At 46.3% G+C, this 21500-nt stretch carries 22 protein-coding genes and 2 tRNA genes; 21 read left to right on the top strand and 3 right to left on the bottom strand.

From position 1 onward, the window contains the following. The first annotated feature begins 16 nt into the window (after positions 1–16). The 20 genes from DXA93_RS03915 to DXA93_RS03990 all read left to right on the top strand — a co-directional run bounded on the left by DXA93_RS03915 (position 17) and on the right by DXA93_RS03990 (position 14811). Positions 17–835: an endonuclease/exonuclease/phosphatase family protein gene (locus DXA93_RS03915; protein ID WP_055228069.1), complete on the top strand. Its 819-nt coding sequence runs from the start codon at positions 17–19 to the stop codon at positions 833–835. A gap of 230 nt (positions 836–1065) precedes the next feature. Beyond that, entirely contained in the window at positions 1066–1749 is a 684-nt protein-coding gene (locus DXA93_RS03920; protein ID WP_147398239.1) for a hypothetical protein, read from the top strand. 96 nt (positions 1750–1845) lie between these two features. Further along, positions 1846–2292, top strand: coding sequence for a hypothetical protein (locus DXA93_RS03925; RefSeq protein WP_055228067.1), 447 nt, complete (start codon positions 1846–1848; stop codon positions 2290–2292). 141 nt (positions 2293–2433) lie between these two features. Then, on the top strand, positions 2434–3009 hold the full coding sequence (locus DXA93_RS03930; RefSeq protein ID WP_055228066.1) for a hypothetical protein: 576 nt from the start codon (positions 2434–2436) through the stop codon (positions 3007–3009). 60 nt (positions 3010–3069) lie between these two features. Beyond that, on the top strand, positions 3070–3267 hold the full coding sequence (locus DXA93_RS03935; RefSeq protein ID WP_055228065.1) for a hypothetical protein: 198 nt from the start codon (positions 3070–3072) through the stop codon (positions 3265–3267). Positions 3268–3289: 22 nt separating this feature from the next. Continuing rightward, positions 3290–3649 (top strand): DUF4253 domain-containing protein, encoded by a 360-nt coding sequence (locus DXA93_RS03940; RefSeq protein ID WP_118700056.1) that lies wholly within the window; start codon positions 3290–3292, stop codon positions 3647–3649. After that, the gene (locus tag DXA93_RS03945; RefSeq protein ID WP_055220047.1) at positions 3637–4509 is read left to right on the top strand and encodes a hypothetical protein; all 873 of its coding nucleotides are present in this window, start codon (positions 3637–3639) and stop codon (positions 4507–4509) included. Before DXA93_RS03940 ends, DXA93_RS03945 begins: the two co-directional genes overlap by 13 nt. 214 nt (positions 4510–4723) lie before the next feature. After that, positions 4724–4885 (top strand): hypothetical protein, encoded by a 162-nt coding sequence (locus DXA93_RS17735; RefSeq protein ID WP_156327583.1) that lies wholly within the window; start codon positions 4724–4726, stop codon positions 4883–4885. A gap of 12 nt (positions 4886–4897) precedes the next feature. Beyond that, a tRNA-OTHER gene (locus DXA93_RS17740) sits at positions 4898–5002 on the top strand. Between the two features lie 54 nt (positions 5003–5056). Then, a complete protein-coding gene (locus DXA93_RS03950; RefSeq protein WP_055228064.1) occupies positions 5057–5647 on the top strand; it encodes a GNAT family N-acetyltransferase in 591 nt (196 codons plus the stop codon). Beyond that, positions 5637–6203 (top strand): hypothetical protein, encoded by a 567-nt coding sequence (locus DXA93_RS03955; RefSeq protein ID WP_055228063.1) that lies wholly within the window; start codon positions 5637–5639, stop codon positions 6201–6203. The genes DXA93_RS03950 and DXA93_RS03955 overlap by 11 nt, the downstream gene beginning before the upstream one ends. Positions 6204–6252: 49 nt before the next feature. Continuing rightward, positions 6253–7563, top strand: a complete 1311-nt coding sequence (locus DXA93_RS03960; RefSeq protein WP_119207755.1) for a hypothetical protein — start codon at positions 6253–6255, stop codon at positions 7561–7563. Between the two features lie 14 nt (positions 7564–7577). Next, complete coding sequence (locus DXA93_RS03965; RefSeq protein WP_118700058.1) at positions 7578–8402, top strand: hypothetical protein; 825 nt, start codon at positions 7578–7580, stop codon at positions 8400–8402. After that, positions 8399–8890 (top strand): DnaB-like helicase C-terminal domain-containing protein, encoded by a 492-nt coding sequence (locus tag DXA93_RS03970; protein ID WP_055228060.1) that lies wholly within the window; start codon positions 8399–8401, stop codon positions 8888–8890. The genes DXA93_RS03965 and DXA93_RS03970 overlap by 4 nt, the downstream gene beginning before the upstream one ends. A 103-nt stretch (positions 8891–8993) precedes the next feature. Continuing rightward, positions 8994–11051 (top strand): AAA family ATPase, encoded by a 2058-nt coding sequence (locus DXA93_RS03975; protein WP_118700059.1) that lies wholly within the window; start codon positions 8994–8996, stop codon positions 11049–11051. 207 nt (positions 11052–11258) lie between these two features. Further along, positions 11259–11885, top strand: a complete 627-nt coding sequence (locus tag DXA93_RS03980) for an HD domain-containing protein (protein WP_117509820.1) — start codon at positions 11259–11261, stop codon at positions 11883–11885. A 345-nt stretch (positions 11886–12230) separates the two neighbouring features. After that, a tRNA-Phe gene (locus tag DXA93_RS17745) sits at positions 12231–12353 on the top strand. 212 nt (positions 12354–12565) lie between these two features. Further along, entirely contained in the window at positions 12566–12955 is a 390-nt protein-coding gene (locus DXA93_RS18290) for a DUF2828 family protein (RefSeq protein ID WP_243038195.1), read from the top strand. Beyond that, positions 12952–14025 carry a DUF2828 family protein gene (locus DXA93_RS03985; RefSeq protein WP_243109143.1) on the top strand — a complete coding sequence of 358 codons (1074 nt, stop codon included), beginning with the start codon at positions 12952–12954 and terminating at the stop codon, positions 14023–14025. The genes DXA93_RS18290 and DXA93_RS03985 overlap by 4 nt, the downstream gene beginning before the upstream one ends. A 204-nt stretch (positions 14026–14229) precedes the next feature. Beyond that, complete coding sequence (locus DXA93_RS03990; protein WP_147399511.1) at positions 14230–14811, top strand: hypothetical protein; 582 nt, start codon at positions 14230–14232, stop codon at positions 14809–14811. Positions 14812–15640: 829 nt separating this feature from the next. On the opposite strand, the gene DXA93_RS03995 is transcribed toward DXA93_RS03990, so the two are convergent. From DXA93_RS03995 to DXA93_RS04005, 3 genes are read right to left on the bottom strand one after another with little or no spacing between them, the layout of a single operon-like run. Further along, a complete protein-coding gene (locus tag DXA93_RS03995) occupies positions 15641–16828 on the bottom strand; it encodes a pyridoxal phosphate-dependent aminotransferase (RefSeq protein ID WP_119207757.1) in 1188 nt (395 codons plus the stop codon). A 55-nt stretch (positions 16829–16883) separates the two neighbouring features. Continuing rightward, complete coding sequence (locus tag DXA93_RS04000; RefSeq protein WP_243109144.1) at positions 16884–17540, bottom strand: glycerol-3-phosphate acyltransferase; 657 nt, start codon at positions 17538–17540, stop codon at positions 16884–16886. 6 nt (positions 17541–17546) lie between these two features. Then, positions 17547–18662, bottom strand: coding sequence for an MGDG synthase family glycosyltransferase (locus DXA93_RS04005; RefSeq protein ID WP_119207758.1), 1116 nt, complete (start codon positions 18660–18662; stop codon positions 17547–17549). A 405-nt stretch (positions 18663–19067) separates the two neighbouring features. Here DXA93_RS04005 and DXA93_RS04010 point away from each other — a divergent pair, with 405 nt between their 5' ends. After that, positions 19068–21497: a glycoside hydrolase family 3 protein gene (locus tag DXA93_RS04010; RefSeq protein WP_119207759.1), complete on the top strand. Its 2430-nt coding sequence runs from the start codon at positions 19068–19070 to the stop codon at positions 21495–21497. Positions 21498–21500 lie beyond the last annotated feature (3 nt).

The raw sequence follows: 21500 nt of genomic DNA on the forward strand, positions 1-21500 counted from the left end.
AATGGAGGAAAAGCAAATGAAGAGCAAAGTAATTGGATGGAACATCAATCAGCGCAGTGGTATGGGAAAGGGGATTCCACAGTTTGTGATCGATGAACTGATCGACCAGAATGCAGACATTATTGTGTTAACAGAACTGTTTCAGCACAGCACGATTGGTTATTTCTGGGCTGAGATGGAGCGAGCCGGATATCAGCACGCAGTCACGCAGAATGATGGGACAAATGAGGTTGGAATTCTCTGGAAGAGGGACGTATACACTTTTCATGCAGTGGATGATTCGGTGATTACGACGATGAAAAACAATCATCCGAATTTCCTGCTGGTGGATCTGGAAGACCAGAACGGACAGTTTCTTACCGTTGCCGGATTTCGGATTCGAATGGTGGATTACAGCCAGCGTGCCGAAGAATTGGAAATTGTTGTGAATAAGGCAAAGGAAAAGAAAAATCCAGTGCTTATGATTGCAGACTGCAATAACCTGCGGCGGGAGACGACGGAGACAAGCTGGAATTTGCAAGTGGTTGATCATATTCTTTCACAGGGTGGATTCGAGAGATACACGCCATGCGGTCAAAGCATCTTTGAGAAACACGCAGACAGAGGATATGCATATGAATTTGCAGAAGATCATTTGATTACACGCGATATTGTAGTTGAGCTTGGAGATTATGACAGAGAATTTGTAAGGCGCGATCGGATTACGTATCCGTGGGGGAAAGATTTTCAAACCTATGATAAAGAACACAGCCGAAGAGCATCCGTGGAACCTGGATTTCCGGACCATGCGATCGTAAAGGGATATCTTAGTACAGAGAAAGATCAGAAAAAGTAAATCTGATGAAGCTGTAGAATATAAAAATAACACCCCCGGAAAAGTGTGACCGTTGTGTGCAAGATGTTTGCTGATGCAGCGGTCACACTTTTTATGGGGCAAAAAGAAAGGAGGAGAATGAAAATGTTAGGAAAACTGCTTACCTTTTTGCTCACACTGTTCCTACCCTTTTTAGAAGGAACAAATATTGTATGATAAAATCGCGGATTAAAGAAAAAGGAGGAAGCGAAATGATGAAATTTGATAATGCAAAATATAGAACCGTACTCAATCTGATCAAGAAAACGGGCGAATTCAAGGGGAAAGCAGTACCCAGTAAGGCAAGGCTTCATGAGATGATTGGCGACGCACTTGGGATATCACATAATACGGTAAAGGACTGGGAAAGAGCAACATCAAATGGGCCAGATCCGAGAATTCCAGGCTTGCTGGAACAGCTGGAAGCATATCTGGAATTACCGGAGGGTGGACTGCGGGAAAGAACAGCTGAACCAATTAAACTGAATGAAGAGGAGAGAAAGATCATGAATACAACAACTGATTTTCAGAAACAGCAGATTATGGAGTGCTATGAAAGACTCAGAAAATTTGTCAGCGACATGGATATTGAGGATGAAAACGTATATTACGACATTCGCAATATGATCGAGGTGAAGAAAATTGCATTGCCGACAGCAGTATACAAGGCAATGATGAACTTCATGGATCAGGTCGTTGAACCATATGTATTTGAAGATACGACGGAGATCTTTTCCGAAGAGGAAGCAAAGCGCAATGAGAAAGGAATTGTGGAAATAAAGTCGGAGCAGGCATTTCAAAAGCTGATGGTTCGATTTATGGAGAAGCTGTCAGAACTGGATGCGAAGATCGAAACGTTTGCAGAGAGTGAGTTAAAGCCTTATCTCGAACGATAAGGCCGTGAAACAGGGCGGAGAGATATTGTCGATTTCGGTCGGGATATCTCTCCCACAACAAAGACAAGATCAGAAGAAAAAAGTTGGAGGGACAAAATGGGAAAACAAATTCAATTTACTAAGAAAGATGCTTATCATACCCCGGGCAAGGCAAAACGGGAGCGGATCAAAGTTACAACCATTCAAAAAGCCCATCTGCTGAAGAAATTCTCGAATGTCCTGCGGGATAACAAGGATGGTATCAGTTTCTGGTTCAATACAGAAAGATTCATGACAACGGCAAGAAGATATAATTTTGTAGCCTCCAGCATCCTGCGGGATATAGAATTATCAGAATATATTGAAGAGGATGAATCAGTGAGCCTCAAGACAATACGGAGATTGTTAAACTATTGTCAATACCCGGAGGAAGAGGAGCTTATGGTTGGAATTCAGGCGATCAAACATATTGGCAAGGCGTTATACGGGGATGAAGATGCCTTCCTGGAGGTCATTGACGAGGAAAGTCTGTGCTGCATGGCAGAGCAATATCTGGCAATGTAAGAGCCATAAATTTCAGAGTGCGGCAGTTCGGACAAAAATCTGACACCAGAAGGACAGTGAATCATGATACGATACTGCACAGAACTTCAGTCTGTGCAGTATCTGAACCTACATGTAGTATCAATACAGGAGGAAGAACATATGAAAAAAGAGAGCATGGAAGTCGTAGGAAGAATTGTAAAACGCGAGAGGGAGCTATTTGGCATTCGTGTAATAAAAAAGGACAACACATCAAAAGTGCGTCAGATGTACCCGGAAGCATGGCACATGTTTTACTTGTTAGAGAATGAAAATAATCTGGTTCCGCCGCTGGAAATCCAAGGTACGATGGAGGTGCTGAAAAATGATCAGATCCGCCTGCTGTGGTTCATTCATCCCATCATGATCAATGAGTGGAATATGGAGAACTGCATTTTGTTTGCCAATGAAGTAAACAGAGAGCTTGGCAACGGCGGCCGTTTCTGGGTAGATACGGAGTATTTTGATTTTGCGTATGAAGAGCGTTTTGAAGAAGAAATGCTGCAGCTTAGTGGGATGAATGTATTAGAACGGCATATGTTCGAATGGCCGCTTGGACAGTTCCGGGATATTCACATTCCGCTTATGATGCTTCTGCAGGGGAAATGGGGAGCTGAAACAGCCATTCGGTTTATCAAAGAACTCAGAGAAAATGGTTTCGTCGAAAATGAAAAATACGATCTGTTTCCGGATGCGTGATTTGAGAGCTGTTTTGGAAATGCAGCGAAATAAATGAGTACAAAGAATGGAGAAAGAAAAATGGCTAAAAAAGTGGATTACAAAAAATATAACTGCGTATTAGAGATGAGCAAATGGATGGGAAGCACACCGAAAGCCTTTAAAGCGGCAATCCTGAAAGAGGCTGTGCGCCAGAATGCGAACAGCGGTGGGAAGGTGGAAAAGAAGGAAATAAGAGCATGCAGAGCCGAAAAGCATAAGAAAAGGACATGCAAATAAAAATATGGTGGAGGCGAAAGATATGACGACAATTATCTGTGAGATGGATTCTATGGAGTTGTGTGTCTGGAAGGAAAAGCATCTGCAAAGGGCATGCAGCGGAGATGAATGGATTTTCCGGGAGAAAGAAAAAGAACCGGAAGGCATCCGGGTGAATTTTGATGTGACGCATGCATATGAGATATTCAGCTGTCTGGGCAGGTATTGGGGCGATTTCAATTCTTGCCCGGACAGCGAAACCATGGGACGGGTGGCAAAAAGATGGGAAGAAAAATATGGATTAAAGCTGGTGGAGCTTTGTGCAGAAATTGTAAACGGAAAAGAAAATCAGCAGATCGAGACAATCAGCAGAACAGGGAGGATTACATTATGGTGGGATTAGTGCATAGCTTAAAAAATAAAAAAGAGGTTTTTATGAATGTAAATGATCTGGCAAAACAAGTTTCTTCAATCATCACACCGCAAACCGACAATTTTTACCGCGACATCCGCATCTATGGTCATTTCTTCCACAATACAAACGACACGATGTGGTGGGGCGATGTAGGAATGAAATTTCTGACGCGCGCTCCGTTTGATGTCCGGTGGCTGCGAGAGGAAAGATTAGACGATCCATATGGCGGATTTCTGTATGACGCCACGGTAGAAGATAAAGCCCTTATTATGTTTAAACATAAATACAACCAGGAAAAATATGATAAACCTGGGGCTGATTTTTCATCCTGTTCCTACGAATTTTTCTATTCCAATCATCCGTTTTTGCGAACCGGATTGTGGAGTGGAACCATGCGTCCACGCTATGCGTATGTTGTCGATTTGAAAAACAAAAGCTTCAAACTGGCATCCCAATGGAAAACAAAGGTACCGCCTTACGACACGAAAGAGAAGTACGAACGCACGGAGCTGAATGAAATTTACAACACGCTGCAAAAGGAACTGGATGGAATCGCAGATCAGGTGCAGGCAGAATATCTTGAGATGCAGCGGAAAGCAGCCAGAGCAGCGTATGTGAGGGCATGTTTTGATCCGGTTAACGGACGTGAGGATAAAGAAGCCTTAGAAGAATATTATCGTGCCGAGCAGGAATTTGTGAAAGCTTTGTATACCTTGGCGGAAGCTGTCCTGAAAAGAAAGGAATGCACAGTGATTTATGATTTTCTGTCGGAATCCGGTACACTGACCAATAATAGAATTTCTATGCTGGCATTTCTTGCGGCAATTGAGAAAACAAGAATCTGGTAATGGACAGAAACTTCCCGATGTAAAAGAAAGGCAACAGAAGAAGTGGCCAAAAGAGTGTCCACATGCAGGAACGGTTCCATGATAAGATAAGGCATACCCGGAAAGTAAACCACAAGTTCAATGCAAATGCCGGAGAGAAGTGGAATAATAGGAGTACATCAGAACACCGGCGGATGCATCAGAATACCGAACAGATCAGGAGGAACAACTCGATATGACGTTGAACGAACTTTTCGCAATTCAGGAAGCAGACGTAACAAAAGAATTCCTGTTGAAAGCCGGCTGGAGTGAGATCGCAGAAGAACCGGCGGAGATATTCCGGCGGAGCAGGCTGGTTCCTGACAGAGTGGAATCACATAAGGAATACAAAAGTTAAAAGAGAAATATGAGTGAGGTAGCTCAGCCATGGTAGAGCAGAGAAACCAAGCCGATCATGGGTGTGGTCGGTACAGCAAAAGATCTATTGTCGCTGGTTCGATTCCAGCCCTCACTCCTGAAACATGAAAACTCACAGTCAACGTACAAAAGAATGGAGACGAGATCACAAATGAACACAGGATCTGCAATCGAAACTGAAAGATTATTCCTTCTCCCAAGCCGGACGGACAGAGACTCCGAGGCATTTTTACAAATGCTGCGGGATGATGGCGACTTCTACATATTCTGCGGAGTCAGCCCATCCGAAAAACATGTGATGGGGTTTGCCAACTACTTTGAGAGAACCGATCATGAGCTTTGCACCTATTCCATTTTTCCCAAACAGCAGAAAGACAAGTTTATTGGTTACGTAGGCGTACATAGAGAAATGGAAGACGAATACGAAATTGAATTTTATATCGCCAGAGAATACCGAAGAAACGGCTACTGTGAAGAAGCCAGCCGAGAGCTGATTAATCAGCTCTTTGGTGATGGGGTTTCTGCAAACGGAAAGAATCTTTTCATCGATAAGCTGTATGTGACAACCCAGACAGAAAATGAACCAACGATCAGCCTGCTGCGGAAGCTGGGGTTCAGAGAAGTAGAGGACGGCCCGGTCATGGTTGTGCTGGGTAACATTTTCGAAAAAGAAGATAATTTTTTCGCACACGAAGTAGTAAAACTGGTACTGACAAAGGAGGAGTTTTCTGATGGCAATTAAATTTGAAGAACTGAGAAAATATGTTGCACGCAATGTCCGCTTATCCATCTGTTTTGAGGATGGTTATTACCACGATTATCTGATGATGTCAGACATTCCGGAACAGAAATATGCCGGCTTTTACATCTATGGAGTCGGAATGGTGGATGTGGAATTTTACAGAGATGTCTATACGGCTTTGCCGGAACCGGAAGGAGAATGTTGGTGCAGTAAAGATGATACAATGAATCCGGCGATGGAACTTATGATTTCGGAAGAACCGCGGGATATCAAACGGAGTGTGGAACAGAAGCTTTTGTTCCGGGATCTAAAACCGTATCTGCAGATCGGCAGACATTTTTCTATCGTAAATCGAAATGACTGGTCATCTGAATACTATGAATATCGGAGTGAGATACCGGAGAAATACGATGATATGTATGTGTACGGCATCGGAATGGAAGAGTGTCCACATGTTGAGAAAATGTGGATGGATGTTCAGTATGAAACGGTTCACAGAAAGCAGATGGTGATTGTGCTTTCCAATCAGCCGAGAGAAGATCTGAGAACAGAATAAAAGAGAACTTTTTATGCAACGGAAAAAGGAAAGGAAGAGAGCCAGAGATATGGATAGAGATCACACGTTTGATTTACCAGATTTAACAGAAGACTTCTGGAAAACCGTTGTGTTTGCACAGGAGGATCCCCCTTCTGGAATGGGCGGCCCGGGATGTGTATGTCTGCTCAGCAAAGAGGGAAAAGAGTATATTTTCGGATTTGAAGAGACACCATTTTACAAAAGTACCGAGCTTTTCCCGATCTTTGAGACGACCGATGAAAGAATTGGTTATCGTCATAAATATAAAGCAGAAGATCACGGCTGGAAATATCTGGAGAAAGAAAATGCACTGATCCGGGAAGACATTCTGGATGAGTACAGCAAAGCGGCTGCGGAGGCGAAACGGGAAAAGGAAAATTTCTGGCATTTTTATGCCATTGATCTGGCCGGCCGGGCAATTGGCGTGGAGCATCTGGAACGATATGATTACATCGGAAGCGTTCTGTACAGGGAAAGAATGGATCGGGAAATGGCGGAACGCCGGAAAAAACGCGAGAAGGAGAAACTGACGGAGAACGAATTTAACTGGAAGCCGATGCATGTGAACAATATTCCGGACAATTCTGAGATGGGCGTTTACGCACTGTTGATGAGAAGGAATGACGGAAAAATCAAGGGTGTAAAATACTCGATTCTGTATCAGTACGAGGAGCACAGCCCGATGCTGATATACAGTGATGCAAAGGTGGAAGCCTATATTCTTTTCTACGCGGATTACGATGATATCATCGGTCCGTGGGATTATCATTCTGTCAGCAGACAGGAATGTGCAGAGCTTTACGGAAAAGAAAATCATTTTCCGCCGGAATTGGCATATTATGACTGGATTACGTTTTCAGATGGTGATATTCATAACTTCGGCAGATTTCTCCGCACATTCCAAAGTCTGGAAGAAGCTAAAGCATATGCGATGTATTATGCGAATGTGAACAGCGGTGGAATCAACAAGGAAACAATTCTGAAACAAGAAGAGGAATCCAGAATCGAAGATCATGTGAACCGTATTGCACATTACGAAGCATATCAGATGTATCGAAAATATTATAAAAAAATTCTGGATGCCATCAGCGAAGAAAACTGTTTCCCGGATTCCTGCAGCGGAGGCGGTGTATATCTGCGGGAGGCAATTTTAAAGAAAGTGCCGGAGATCACAGAAGAACAGCTCAGGATGATCTGGAGAGAACTTCCATTTGTGATTGAGAAGAGAACGCAGGACTGGATTGAACGGGAAAAGCAGTTCAGTGAAAATTATATCCGAAAGGCCAAAAAGCGGAAACCCGGGAAAACGAAAAGAACCGCAGATCAGATCGGGAAATAAAGGAGAGGTGCAATATGGGTATTTTAGAATTTCTGGAATGTTTTGATCCACTGACGGAAATCTGCGTTGAAGATGCCACGGAAGTCGTGTTTGAAGGAAGGGCAGAAGATTTTCCTGAAGAAAAGGATAAGGCCTATATCATCGTTCCGTCTCGCACAAACAACAGAGATGGCGTGATTAGGCTGTTTGTTTCGAAACAGGAATATTTGGAGAAAAAGTGCGGGCAAAATAAAATATATGTACTGGATGCACTTTTGGCTATTCTGTATTCTGTTATGAGAAAAAATTCTGAAGCAAAACAGGTATTTCTTACCATGGTGGAAAAAGCGGAGGACTATAATGAAATACTGCAGAAGTGGGAAAAAGCTCCTGAGAAAGAAAAAGAGCCGCTTGAACGGGAAAAACAGGGGAGATGGAAAGCTTTTCTGGAGGAAAAAGAGCATCTTCTTCGGGAAATGAAACAAATAGAACCACTTTGGGATATTTCGGGTCAGTGGATCGGATACAGCCAGGAAGAGCTGGAGTATTTTGCAGAGTATCTGGTAAGAAGAAAGAACATGCTTCTGGAAAGAAAACACACGCTGGAAGCACAAAGCTGGGCACAATGCCATGAAGATGAACTTTGCCAGATCATGAAAGCGGACTACCCAAATGAGGGGATTGCAACGTTGGCACTGGAAAAGCAGTATGGACTGGATGAACAGCAGGCCAGAATGATTTTCGATTTGAGATTTCGATTCATGTTTGGAACAGCCAGAGATCTGGTAGAACGAGACAATATGGTAATTGGACGTATGCTTGAAATTTTTCTGAAAGATGAGGGAGGGGCAGAAGGATGATTTTCCTGGCGGGATCTGCGGCGAGCGGAAAAACGAAAAAAGCGGTTGCATATGGCTGGAAAGAGCGAAAAACCAGCGAGGATGGAGTTCTCCTTTTTTCACTGCAGCATGAAAAGAAGGAGATGTGGAAGATTCTGCAGAGCATGTACGGGCAGGAGGAGCTTTCCAAGATAGAAATTGATGATACACCAGCGATGATGGTGGAGAGAATGGCAGAAATCATAGCGCAGAAAGCAGAGAATGGAGCAATTTCTGTTTTTGTGATTGATGAAGTGCCGATGATGACAAGCAGAAAAAATTTTGCCGACAGAAAAGAAGAGCTGCGGTATATGATTGGCTTGCTGGGAAACTGCGAGAAAAAAGAACATGTTGTGATTGTAGCCGTTATTCCAGTGTCGAAATACTGTACAGAAATGCAGAAGAAAAAAGAAGTAAGTACCTGTTATGGAGAAATAGAAAAACCAGAAAATTGTCTGGTTTTCGTATAGACAAGAACCTGTCCACATATGGGATACGGCAGGTGGTAAGATAGCAGGTAGAAAGAGACAACAGAAGGATTACCAGTAAAAGCTCCAAGGGAGGTAGCAGTGAATGATTCTTTACAAATACACAGCAGACTGTTCAAAACTGAATCTGGAACAGGAGGATTCAACGAAGGAAGGATATGAGCGTCTCTATTCCAGACGGAGTGATGCTGCGGAATGGAACAGCAAGTTTTACACTGCCTACCGTACAGAAAAGAAGTTTTTCATTATGATCAGTGATATTCTGAATGGTCAGATGACGATTGTGGCTGCACTTGAGATGGAAGTGGTTCCCCGGGTATGTGTGGATTGTATTCAGAAGATACTGCCGGAAATTGAGTTGCTTGCGTATGAGGAGATCACAAATGATGCGTTTTGCAAAGAACTGGTTCGGGCAGAACGGAATAACTGGACGGAGTGTTACAGCGGGTCGCTGAAGGAAAAATTAAAACTTGCGATAGAACCAGAACATCACAGTTTTTTTGAACCTGTTGCGTATCAGGTAAGTGAACGGATTTATACCGCTCAAAATATGACCAGACAAAAGCAGGCGGAGCAGATGCAGGAAATTATGGCATCGGAAAGCTTCTATGACGAAATGGAGCGGATTTACGCCCCGGAAAATGAAAAACGTTTTGTTGGGCATCCGGTTCATTATCTGATCACAGCCGGTGACAAAGCGGCTGCGGATGATATGATAGATCTTCTGATTCCGGCACTGCTGGAGAATCAACGATTGCTGAGCGGCAGAGTTTACGATGTGCAGAAGATGACATACAAGGCAGAGCGGGAAGATAATTTTGACAATATTTTCTCCAGTGCTAGAGGCGGAACAGTGATTCTGAATCTGGAAGGTGAAAAGAGTACAGGAATGTATGCCACCGGCAATTATGATCTGGCGAAAACACTTGGGAAGAAACTGAATGAGTATGGAAATTCTACATTGTTTATCTTTGTGGACATTTCCGGAAGCCGCAGCGTATCGGATGAGACGATAGCGGAAATTCTTTCCAACGCGGATCTGATTCAGATTCAGGAAGGCCAGGGAGATCTGGAACGGGCGACGGGCTATTTGAAACGTCTGGCGGATAAGACAGAGTATCACGACTACACGATAGAAGAGCTGACGCGGTATCTTCCGAAAGAAAAGAAATTGTATTCTGTATCGGATATCTTTTCTGCCTACAACAGATGGTACGGAAGCGGATTAAAAACGCATATTTACAAGGCCTACAAACAAAAAGACCTCGTCAAAATTCAACTGAAAAAGAAGACAGACAAGCCGTATGTGGAGCTGCAGAAAATGGTAGGCCTGTCGGATGTAAAGAAAGTGACAGATGAGATTCTGGCGGCGGCCAAAATGCAGAAAATGCGGGAACAGATGGGTCTTCCGGGGGTTCAGTCATCCATGCATATGCTGTTTTCCGGAAATCCAGGGACAGCAAAGACAACCGTGGCGCGTCTGCTATCCCAGGTCTTGAAGGAAGAGGAAGTGCTGAAATATGGCCACATTGTAGAGTGCGGCAGACAGGATCTGGTCGGAAAATATGTCGGCTGGACGGCACAGATTGTTGAGAGTAAATTTCAGGCGGCGCGTGGCGGCATTCTGTTTATCGATGAGGCGTATTCTCTTGTAGAAGACAACCGCACGTATGGCGCCGAGGCAATCAATACCATTGTGCAGGAGATGGAGAATTACCGGGATGAGGTCATTGTCATTTTTGCAGGATATCCGGAGAAGATGAAGGAGTTTCTGGAGCAGAATGAAGGTCTTGCAAGCCGCATTGCCTTTCACCTGAATTTCCCGGATTACTCGCCGGAAGAACTGACGCAGATTCTGGATCTGATGCTGGAAAAATCGGAATACCGGATGGACGAAAGAACAAGGGAAAAATGCTTTTCCATCTGCGCCGATGCATGCCGGGAAGAAAATTACGGCAATGGACGGTTTGTCAGAAACCTGCTGGACCACGCTATCATGCGCCAGGCAGACCGCCTCATTCGGGAACATCAGAATGGTACGCTGGAAAAAGAGGAGGCCTGTCTTCTGACGGCGGACGATTTCGAGATGATCGGCCTGAAAAAGAAACCGCAGAGCCGGCAGATCGGATTTTGTGCCGGGTGAACAGCATAAAAAATCAGCAAAAAAAATTAAACCAGCGGTTAAGTGCAGAAAACGAAAGCATGTGATACAGTATATACATGAAGATTGCGGGAGTGCAAAGCACGTAGCAATCTGGTATCAAAGGGGTCAAAAAACCTTTTGACCCCAACGTCTATATATAACAAAACACAGATATTCACAAAAAGACCAGAAAGGGGGAGTGAACACATGAAGTTAAGCGAGCTGTTGAATGTGTTGAAAACAGCAGAAACTGCGGAAGAGATGGATGTGAGACGAGAAGAAATCGCAGCGCTGATTCCGGCCGTACGAACCATGTTTGGCTATGATCAGAAGAACAGTGCACATCAGTATGACTTATGGATGCATTCCCTCCATGTGGTCTGCAATCTTCCGCGGAGGATGGAAAATGACATGGTCTATCTGGCGGCGCTGCTGCACGATATCGGAAAGCCGGAAGCGCAGTTCAGGGGAAAACGCGAGGGTGATCCGGACATGCATTACTACGGTCATCCCGAAAAAAGCATGGAAATCGTGCGCGACGTCGTGGTCCCGGAGCTGGACCGGCAGGGGTATGTGATTCCGTGTTTCGATGTACAGGAGCTCCTGTATTATGTGAAGTATCATGATGACCACGTCAGTGTGAAATTAAAGCACGTCAGACGCCATACGAAAATGGCCAGCTTTGCGATGTTTCAAAACCTGATGCTGCTACAGCTGGCAGATGCCAAAGCACATATCCAGATCCCTGTTATCGCCGAACGGGCAGAAATCTGCGGACGGCTTGCCGGGGAGGAAGGCAGACTTCTCTATCAGAAAATTCTGGATGGGGAGTAGCTGATGAGCCGAAGCTGTAAAAAAAACGCCCGTCAGCAAAGGCCGATGCAAAAATTTCCGTTGGGCAAAGCGCGCGGCAAATAAGAGGGTTCGACGGGCGAAAACACTGTGGGGAAAATCAAAAGCATTTCGAAAAATTTCTGAGACATGGGATATCTGCGACTGGAAATTTTACGGTGAGAGACCCTGAAATCCGAATCGGGAAGAAAAAAATCACTGGGGAAAATGCTATTACAGAAAATGATCTGGAAAAGATGCATGAAACCATGGATGAATTATGAATCAAGATCCCGAAAGGAAATCCTGAGCTGGGGACAGAAGACAGAAACACTAAAATAACAGAATAAGGCGGTAGTTTAACGGGCAAAACCTGTGCAGAAAAAAAGGGTTCATGTTTGTGGAACACACAGCAACTTTTTGAGGAGAATAGGGAGGCACAGAATGCAGGTTCAAGTCCTGCCCGCCTTACGCGAGTGAGGTAGCTTAAAAGAAAGAGCGCGAAAAAACGGTCATGTGCGTGACCGTAACGGCAAACTTTTTTCCAGTGGTAATGGCGAAGATGCCGGTTCAAATCCGGCCCTCACTCAGAAAAAAACAGAAGAGCAAACGAGAAAGAATGGAGTCCACAGATCCAGAAAAGGATGTATGGAGAAAACAGTGGAAGGAAAGGAGCGGCAGCGATGGATTTTGCAGAATGGATACGGGAGCAGGCGACAAAAACTTATACAGAAAATGGAGCAGCAGCACGGAACACAACCGGCGATGCGCGGCTGGATCTGTTTGCGACAATTGGATCCCTGCGCAGAGCGGATCCGGAAAGAATTGAGCTTCTGTTTGCGGAAGCATATCAGGCAGACCCGCTGTTCGCGTTGAAAATCCTGTTTTATGCGCGTGATATCCGGGAAGGTCTCGGCGAGAGACGTGTCTTTCGGATTCTACTACAGTATCTTGCCGAGTACCATCCGCAGGCAGTCATTGCCAACCTTGACCTGATTGGTGTTTTCGGCCGTTTTGACGACTGGTACTGCCTGATCGGACTGGCGTTGAGGACGAGATGTGGAGTGCCATGAAGCAGCAGCTGGAAGCAGATCTGAAAAACTTCCAGGAGGGAAAAAGCGTTTCCCTGCTTGCTAAATGGATCAAAACGGCAGACTCTAAAAATACGGAGACGAGAAAACTCGGCATTCTGACGGCGCAGAAACTCGGCTATCCGGTTTACAACTTCAAAAGAATCGTCCGTTCCCTGCGGAAATATATCGGCGTGCTGGAAGTGAAAATGTCAGAAAGAAAGTGGGAGGAGATCGTTTACCCGGAGGTCTCCGGAAGAGCCATGATGATTTACAGGAACGCATTTCGAAAACATGATGAAAAGCGTTTTAACCAGTATCTGGCGAAGGCACTGGATGGAAAAGAAAAGATTCATGCGGAGACGCTGTACCCGTACGATCTCGTGGAAAAAGTTCTGTATGGACGTCAATGGAATCAGGTATTGGAGGCGCAGTGGAGGCAGCTGCCGGATTATGTGGCGCAGGAAACGAATGCAATTGTCATTGCAGATGTTTCCGGTTCCATGAGTGGAAGACCCTTGGCGACATCCATTGGTCTTGCTATTTACTTTGCAGAGCGGAACCGGGGCGCTTACCACAATCTTTTCATGACGTTCAGCCAGAAGCCGGAATTTGTTTCTCTGAGAGGGGAAACCCTGTTGCAGAAAATCAAATACGTCGAGCGTACGGAATGGGGGATGAATACTAATCTTCAGGCTGCATTTGAGCGGGTTCTGGAAACAGCGATGGATCACGATGTACCGCCGGAAGAAATGCCGAAAGCGCTGATCGTTGTATCTGACATGGAGATCGACAGATGCGGAGACCGCAATTGGATGTTTTATGATCATATGAAAGAAAAGTACGAGTATTGCGGCTACCAATTGCCGAATATTATTTTCTGGAATGTAGACAGTCGAAACGATATTTTCCATGCCGACAGTCGGAGAAAAGGTGTCCAGCTATACAGCGGCCAGTCGGTTACGACATTCCAGAATCTCCTGAACAATATTGACAGCACACCGGTCAAATCGATGGAAAAAGTGATTGAGAGCGAGCGGTACGCATGCGTCAGAACTGGAAATGCGGCATGAAAATGTTAAAGTTAGCAGTATGGATAGAAAGCTTTCAAAAGATGTAAAGCTGATATTGGAAAATAGAATGTAGAAGAATAAAGGAAAAGAGGACACTATGGCATCAAGCATGATTCACTTGGCAATTGTACAGGAGATGAGAAAGAAAGTCTCGTTTCGAGATATCAACGCCTGTTCCTTGGGGTGATTCTGCCGGATGGGGCGGTGGCGGGAAATAGCCATTTAAAGAAGAAAATCTGCGAAAATACCAGATACACATACGATCTCGAATTTTTCCGCGACAGATACGGGAAATACATGGAGAAGGATGATTTATATCTCGGCTATTATCTTCATCTGATCCAGGATATGCTATATCGGAGATTTATGTATGGGGAGCATGGCTGGAATTCGAGCGTTCCTGGAAATGTAGAAAAACTGCATCGGGACTACGAGATATTAAATGAATATGTTTCGAAAAAATATGGCCTTTCCCAGGAAATGATCCAGGAGCTGGATCTTACAAAAGAGCCATTGGCACAGCTTGCTGAATTTGATGTGAAAGGTCTTATAAAAGAAGTCCGTGGGGAATTCGTCCAGAGAAAAGAAGAGAAATTGTCCATCCTTACCAGACAAATGGCCAACGAGTACATCGTACGCGCGATGGAATTCTGCGTGGAAGAGCTAAAGGCACTGTCCAAAGGAAAATCAGGTCTGGACAGTACTGTGTGGAGCTGGGAAAAACCAGAAACCATATCACATGAAAAATTAAACCAGAAGTTAAAGGCAAAAATCGAAAATATGTAATATAGTATATACAGAACAAAGCACGGACATTCACAAAAAGAACAGAGACGTGCAGAAAGCAGGAATGCAGCAGACACATTTATGAGTGCAGACCGCAGGCATAAAATGTGGGATGTATGAAGCCATGGATGAATTATGAACCAAGGTCTCTGAAGGAAATCCTGAGCTTTAGAGAGAAGGCTGAGGCAGGAAAATAGCATCTCCACCGATGATATAAAGCAAGTCAGAGTGGAACAGCATTTGATACACATCAGTATCCACAAAAAATGTGGCTGAAAATAAGGCGGTAGTTTAACCGAATCAAGTAAGTCCCCTGTTTCCAGTGCGAAAAGCAATAAGCAGTGGGTGGGGACTTGCTTGTATCAGGAGGAGTGTAAGCTCCTTCTGATAAACTGCGGAGCAGTTATTCGGTTATGAGCAAGTAGCGAAGCGGATTGCGAATATCCGCTTGACCGGGCAAAACCTGTGCAGAAAAATGTTTCATGTTTGTGGAACGTACAGCAAATTTTTCGTAGAGGATAAGGCACAGAATGCAGGTTCAAGTCCTGCCCGCCTTATGCGATTGAGATAGCTCAAAAGAAAGGAGCGGCAGCGATGGAACAGATCATCGAAAGCGAGCGGTATGCGTGTGTCAGAACAGGGGATGTGGAAGAAAAGATGTAAAGTTGTGATTGGAAAACAGGATGTAGGAGAATAAAAGAAAAACGGACGCTGCGTTTCAAAGATGAAGCAGTGTCCGTTTTTTACTATATGTAAGATACCGGGGTCAAAGGGGTCAAAAAGCCTTTTGACCCCAACATCTATTTAAGAAAAGTTGACAGTTGAAAAATTATCCAAAATACTCTCCCGCCAGTTCCTTAAACGCCGGCAGTGCCCGCTCAATCTGTGCGGTGGTAACGCAATAAGCAATCCGCACGAATCCCGGTGCACCGAAGTCATCGCCGGGTACAAGAAGAAGTTCGTGTTTTTTCGCTTTCTCACAGAATGCATACGCGTCCGGTTCCGGAGTTTTCATGAAGAGATAGAAAGCGCCGTCCGGGTGAACGCAGGTGAAGCCGTAGGCGGTTAATGAATCATACAGCAGATCGCGGTTTTTCTTGTAGACCGAAAGATCAGAAACCTGTCCTGCGCATTTGGCGATGACGTGTTGGATCAGGCTTGGTGCGCAGACGAAGCCGAGGGCGCGTCCGGCACCGCAGACGGCTGCGTAGATGGTTCTTGCATCATCGACCTCATCCGGAACGAGAACGTAGCCGATACGCTCGCCCGGCAGGGAGAGGGATTTGCTGTAGGAGTAGCAGACCAGCGTGTTTTTGTAATATTTTGTCAGATACGGAACTTCCACGTCTCCGTAGACAAGCTCGCGGTACGGTTCATCAACGATCAGATAAATCGGATGACCGTATTCGGCAGATTTTGTTTCCAGAAAAGCAGCGAGCTTCTGAATGTTTTCTTCGGTGTAGACAACGCCGGACGGATTGTTCGGGGAATTGACGAAAACACCTTTGGTGTGCGCTGTGACAGTGGCCGAGAGGCGGTCAAAGTCGATCTGGAACGTGGAAGAATCAGCCGGCGTTTCGATCATGGCTGCGCCTGCAGATTCGATGAAAACACGGTATTCCGGAAAGTACGGGGTAAATACGATATACTCGTCGCCCGGAACGGTTAAAGCGCCAAGGACGATGCGGAGCGAAGCGGCTGCACCGCAGGTCATATAGAAGTTGTCGGCATGGAACGCGGTACCAAAGCGTTTGTTCAGGTCGGCTGCAACGGCGGCGCGGGTATCGGCATCGCCCTGCGCGGAGGTGTAGCCGAAGAGATAGTAATCGTCTTTGGAATCGAGCAGCTCCTTGATGGTCTCATGAACGGAGGCCGGAGCCGGCACGTTTGGGTTTCCGATACTGAAATCAAAGACGTTTTCTGATCCGATCTCGGCAGCGCGTTTTTTACTGTATTCGAAAATTTCGCGGATTACCGATTTTTTTGTGCCGAGAGTTACCATTTTTTCTGAAATCATGTGTCAATCCTCCTGAAGTAAATTGTTTGCCGCTGTTTTAAATGAACTGTAAATATTATTCTTTTTTCTGCTTTTTCCTTATTTTAGCAGACAAAGACTGAATTGTAAATGCAGCATTTTCGGTCTCATGCTCCCGCAGGCTGAAAAGATGGCGGAAGCACACCACGAGTGATACCAGCAGACTGCCGAGCCGCACGGACGGAAGAAAGCGGGAAATTTGTGCGGCAACGGCAAACCCGGAGAACGAAACGATCGAGCGCAGACTGTGTGGCTGGATAATGAGAATCAACGAAAACGTCAGATAAAACGCCGCCAGAAGAAGCGCCGGCCGCAGATCCGGCAGGAGGCCGAGCAGCACGCCGAACGAGACAGAGATCGCCTTTCCGCCTTTCGCAGGCTGCAGAAACGGCCATGCGTGTCCGGCCACCGGGGCGAGCAGAATCAGGGCGAAAATCCAGGAACCCATCGAAACAGCGGAACTGTGCGCCGCCAGAAACACCGGCAGAAATCCCTTCCCGATATCGCACAGGACGCAGAGCAGTCCAATCCGCGGTCCGGCCACTGAAAAGGCGTTGAAGGCACCGGGATTCTGATCTTCATTCACAGTTCGGACATCCACGTGGCAGAAGTATTTTGGAATCAGGTACGAATACAGTACGCTGCCCGAGAGGTACCCGAAGAAACTATAAAACAAATAAGCAGTAAGCATCATAAGCAGTTACTCCGAAACTAATTTTTCCAAAAGGTGTGTAATTGACGTTCCCGCCTGCGGATGGCTGTTTTTTCGCTGGGCATCGCGCATCGCAATCTGACGTGCATCATCGCAGGCAAGCGAAATACCGGCCTCTGCCAGCTCTTTCTGATGTGCGCCGGTCACGGACATTCCGCGTGAGACAAAAAAAGCACGGTTTTTTGTTTCGCAACCCGGAATCGGATCAGTGTGGACGAGCGGAACGCGCCGCACAGCGGCCTCGGTACTGCTTAAGCCACCGGGCTTTGTAAACAGCACATCGGCAGCGGCCATATATTCCGCAACGTGGCGTGTAAAACCGATGATATGTACATTTGGGTTCTTATGGAACTGCAGCCGGAGCGAACGCATCCGTTTTTTATTATTTCCGCAGATGATCACAGCCTGTTCGCCGTTTTCCAGCCGGGAAACAAGTTCATGTGCGAGCAGATGCACTTTGCCGAATCCCATACTGCCGCTCATGATGAGAAACAGCGGAGCATTCTCGGGAAGACCGAGATGGCGGCGCACATCCTCTTTGGATGCAGGGCGCGCAAATGCGGGCCGCACCGGAATACCGAGAGGAAGCAGTTTTTCTTCCGGGATACCGCAGGATGCAAACTCCGGGATCAGATCCTTGTGCGGAACCACATAGTAATCGCAGTTCGTCTCTTCCCAGAACGGAATGCATGCGTAATCGGTGGCAACGGCAACGCAGGGAATCGTCAGCCGTCCTTTCTGTTTCATCCAGGTCAGTGTTTCCGCCGGATAAAGATGTGTGGTGACAACGGCATTAAAATGGTTTTGATCAATATAATCTGCAAGCGCATTTCCAAGCCGCGCATTTGCATAGTAAACGGGGGATTTCCAGGGAAATTTCCGTACCAGCTCACCAAGCTGATAGAGTGCGCCGAAGCCGGCCGGAAAAACGGAGACGAGCTTCACATAAGCTCCGCCGACCAGGGCGGAGGTATGCTTTCGCCCGAGGCTCATCAGATCCAGAACCTCGGCTTCGTGGTGATAAAAATTCAGACTTTCTTTTAATGCAGAGGCCGCAGCATTGTGGCCACCGCCAGTATTGCAGGATAAAATCAGTACCTTCATAAGAAAACTCCATTCTTTTGTTGTATCCCGAAGAGAACCTGAAAAAGGGGATGCCGATGTTTTGTTTTCAGACACGCTTTAGTATAGAACGCTGTTATTTTTCGGACAATCCACAAAATGAGAAAAGTGTCTGATATAACAGAAAAGCGACAGGCAGCAGAAACACCGGGGAGACGCAGACGGAGCATCCACCTACGGATCAAGATATTGAGAGAAAGGAAAGAAACGACGGATGCCTGAAAAATTGGCAAAATAGAATAAAATCGAAAGAAAAAGAAACGAAAAACAGGATAAAATGCTGAAAAATCAATTGACATCCACTCCAAAACTTCGTATCATAAAGACAGAATGGGGCGCGTTCGGAAAGCAATCTGCGCACCGGAAAATACAGGAGGTAAGCTTAAAATGGGTAAATGGCAGAGAAGTCTTTACCAGCCGGTTCTGCCGCTGGGAAAAGACGGAAAAAGGGTAACAGGAAGCGCGGAACATATCGCACTTTCCAGAAAAGCAGCAGGCGAGGGTATGGTTCTGGTGAAAAACGAGAACGAGACATTGCCGCTCGCAAAAGGCACAAAAGTAGCTTTATTTGGAAAAGGAACGATTGATTACGTAAAAGGCGGCGGCGGAAGCGGTGACGTTACCGTTGCGTATATCCGCAACTTCTACGAAGGCATGAAGATCAAAGAGGCCGAGGGGGAGGTTTCTCTGTTCCATGAGCTGCCGGAATTCTATGAGAAAAATGTAAAAGAACAGTATGCTGCAGGCGCTGTACCAGGCATGACAAGAGAGCCGGAAGTACCGGACGAGCTGGTAACAAAAGCAAAAGCATTTACCGATACCGCAATCATCACCATCTGCCGTTTCTCCGGCGAGGGCTGGGACCGCAAATGCCAGATCAACGATGAAGGCTATGAGTTGTTTGAGGATGAGAAAAAACAGATCGAGCTGAGCGCCAGCATCTTCGAAAACGGCGACTTCTGCCTGACAAACGGCGAAGCAGCCATGGTAGAAAAAGTAAAAGCAAACTTTAAAAATGTCATCGTTGTCATGAACGTCGGCGGTATGGTTGATACCAGCTGGTTCAAAGACTGCAAAGAGATTCCGGCGGTGCTGATGGCATGGCAGGGCGGCATGGAAGGCGGCCTCGCGGCAGCGGACGTTGTAACAGGCGACGTCAACCCATCCGGTAAACTGGTTGATACCTACGCAGCAACCCTCGAGGATTATCCATCCACCGAGAACTTCCATAAATCCGTTTATTACGTGGATTACAACGAGGATATCTACGTTGGTTACCGTTATTTCGAGACGATTCCGGGCGCAGCGGAGAAGGTCAATTATCCGTTCGGCTTCGGTCTTTCCTACACCAGCTTTGAGACAGAAGTTCTGGGGGCAGAAGAGAAGGATGGAAAGATTGTTGTAAAAGCAGCTGTTACCAACACTGGAAAACGTGCCGGAAAAGAAGTTGTACAGCTCTACTATGGCGCACCGCAGGGCAAGCTTGGCAAACCGGCCAAAGAGCTTGGCGCTTACCGGAAAACAAGACTGCTGCAGCCAGGCGAGACACAGAGAGTCGTTCTTTCCTTTACAGTGGAAGATATGGCATCTTTTGATGACCTTGGAAAGGTTGCAAAATCTGCCTATGTTCTTGAGGCAGGAAGCTACGTCTTCTACGTTGGAAACAATGTAAGAGATGCGAAGAAACTGGACTTCACCTACGATCTGGCAGAGGCAAAAGTGACTGCACAGTACACCAGCCTTGCCGCTCCGCATAAGCTGGAAAAACGTCTCCTTGCGGATGGAACCTACGAAGCGCTTCCGACCGATAACGGCCCTGTCGAGGAAGAAGGACTGGAGCGTCAGGATAAGCTGACTCTGGAAGGCTTTCTGCCGGCAGTCAAAGCACAGGAGAGAAAGAGCTTTGGCGAGCTTATGGAAGCAGCAAAGACGAATCCGAACCTGATGAATGTGGTCGAAGGAAAAGAAACGCTCGACGAGTTTGTAGATAAGCTTCCGATAGAAGCACTCATTCATCTGCTCGGCGGTCAGCCGAACACAGGAGTTGCCAACACGTTTGGCATGGGAAATCTGCCTGAGTACGGCATCCCGAATATCATGACCGCAGACGGACCGGCAGGCCTTCGCATTCAGCCGCAGTGCGGTGTCAACACGACCGCATGGCCGTGTGCAACATTGCTTGCCTGCACCTGGGATCCGGAGCTGATCGAAGAGATCGGTAAAGCCGGCGGAGAGGAAGTAAAAGAAAACAACATCGGCATCTGGCTGACCCCGGCTGTCAACATTCACAGAAGCCCGCTCTGCGGAAGAAACTTTGAGTATTATTCCGAGGATCCGCTTGTAGCCGGAAAATCCGGTGCGGCAATGGTACGCGGTATGCAGTCCGAGCATATCGGGGCAAGTGTGAAACACTTCTGCTGCAACAACAAAGAAACAAACCGGAAAGACAGCGATTCCCGCGTTTCCGAGCGTGCGCTGCGTGAGATTTACCTGAAAGCCTTCGAGATCATCGTAAAAGAGGCAGATCCATACACAATCATGTCGTCCTACAACCTGATCAACGGCGTTCAGGCATCTGAGAACAAGGATCTTTTGACCGGTATTCTGCGCGGTGAGTGGGACTTTAAGGGAATGGTAACGACCGACTGGTGGACACACGGCGAGCATTACCGCGAGACAAAAGCCGGAAATGATATCAAGATGGCAAACGGATACGAGGAGCGCGTACAGGAGGCATTTGAGAAGGGATACATCACCCGCGACGAAATCGCTCTTTGTGCAAAACGAATCCTGACCATGATTCTTCGCATGGACTGATGT

Origin of the sequence: Blautia sp. OF09-25XD, assembly GCF_003482095.1 — a bacterium.
Lineage (GTDB): Bacteria > Bacillota > Clostridia > Lachnospirales > Lachnospiraceae > Fusicatenibacter > Fusicatenibacter saccharivorans.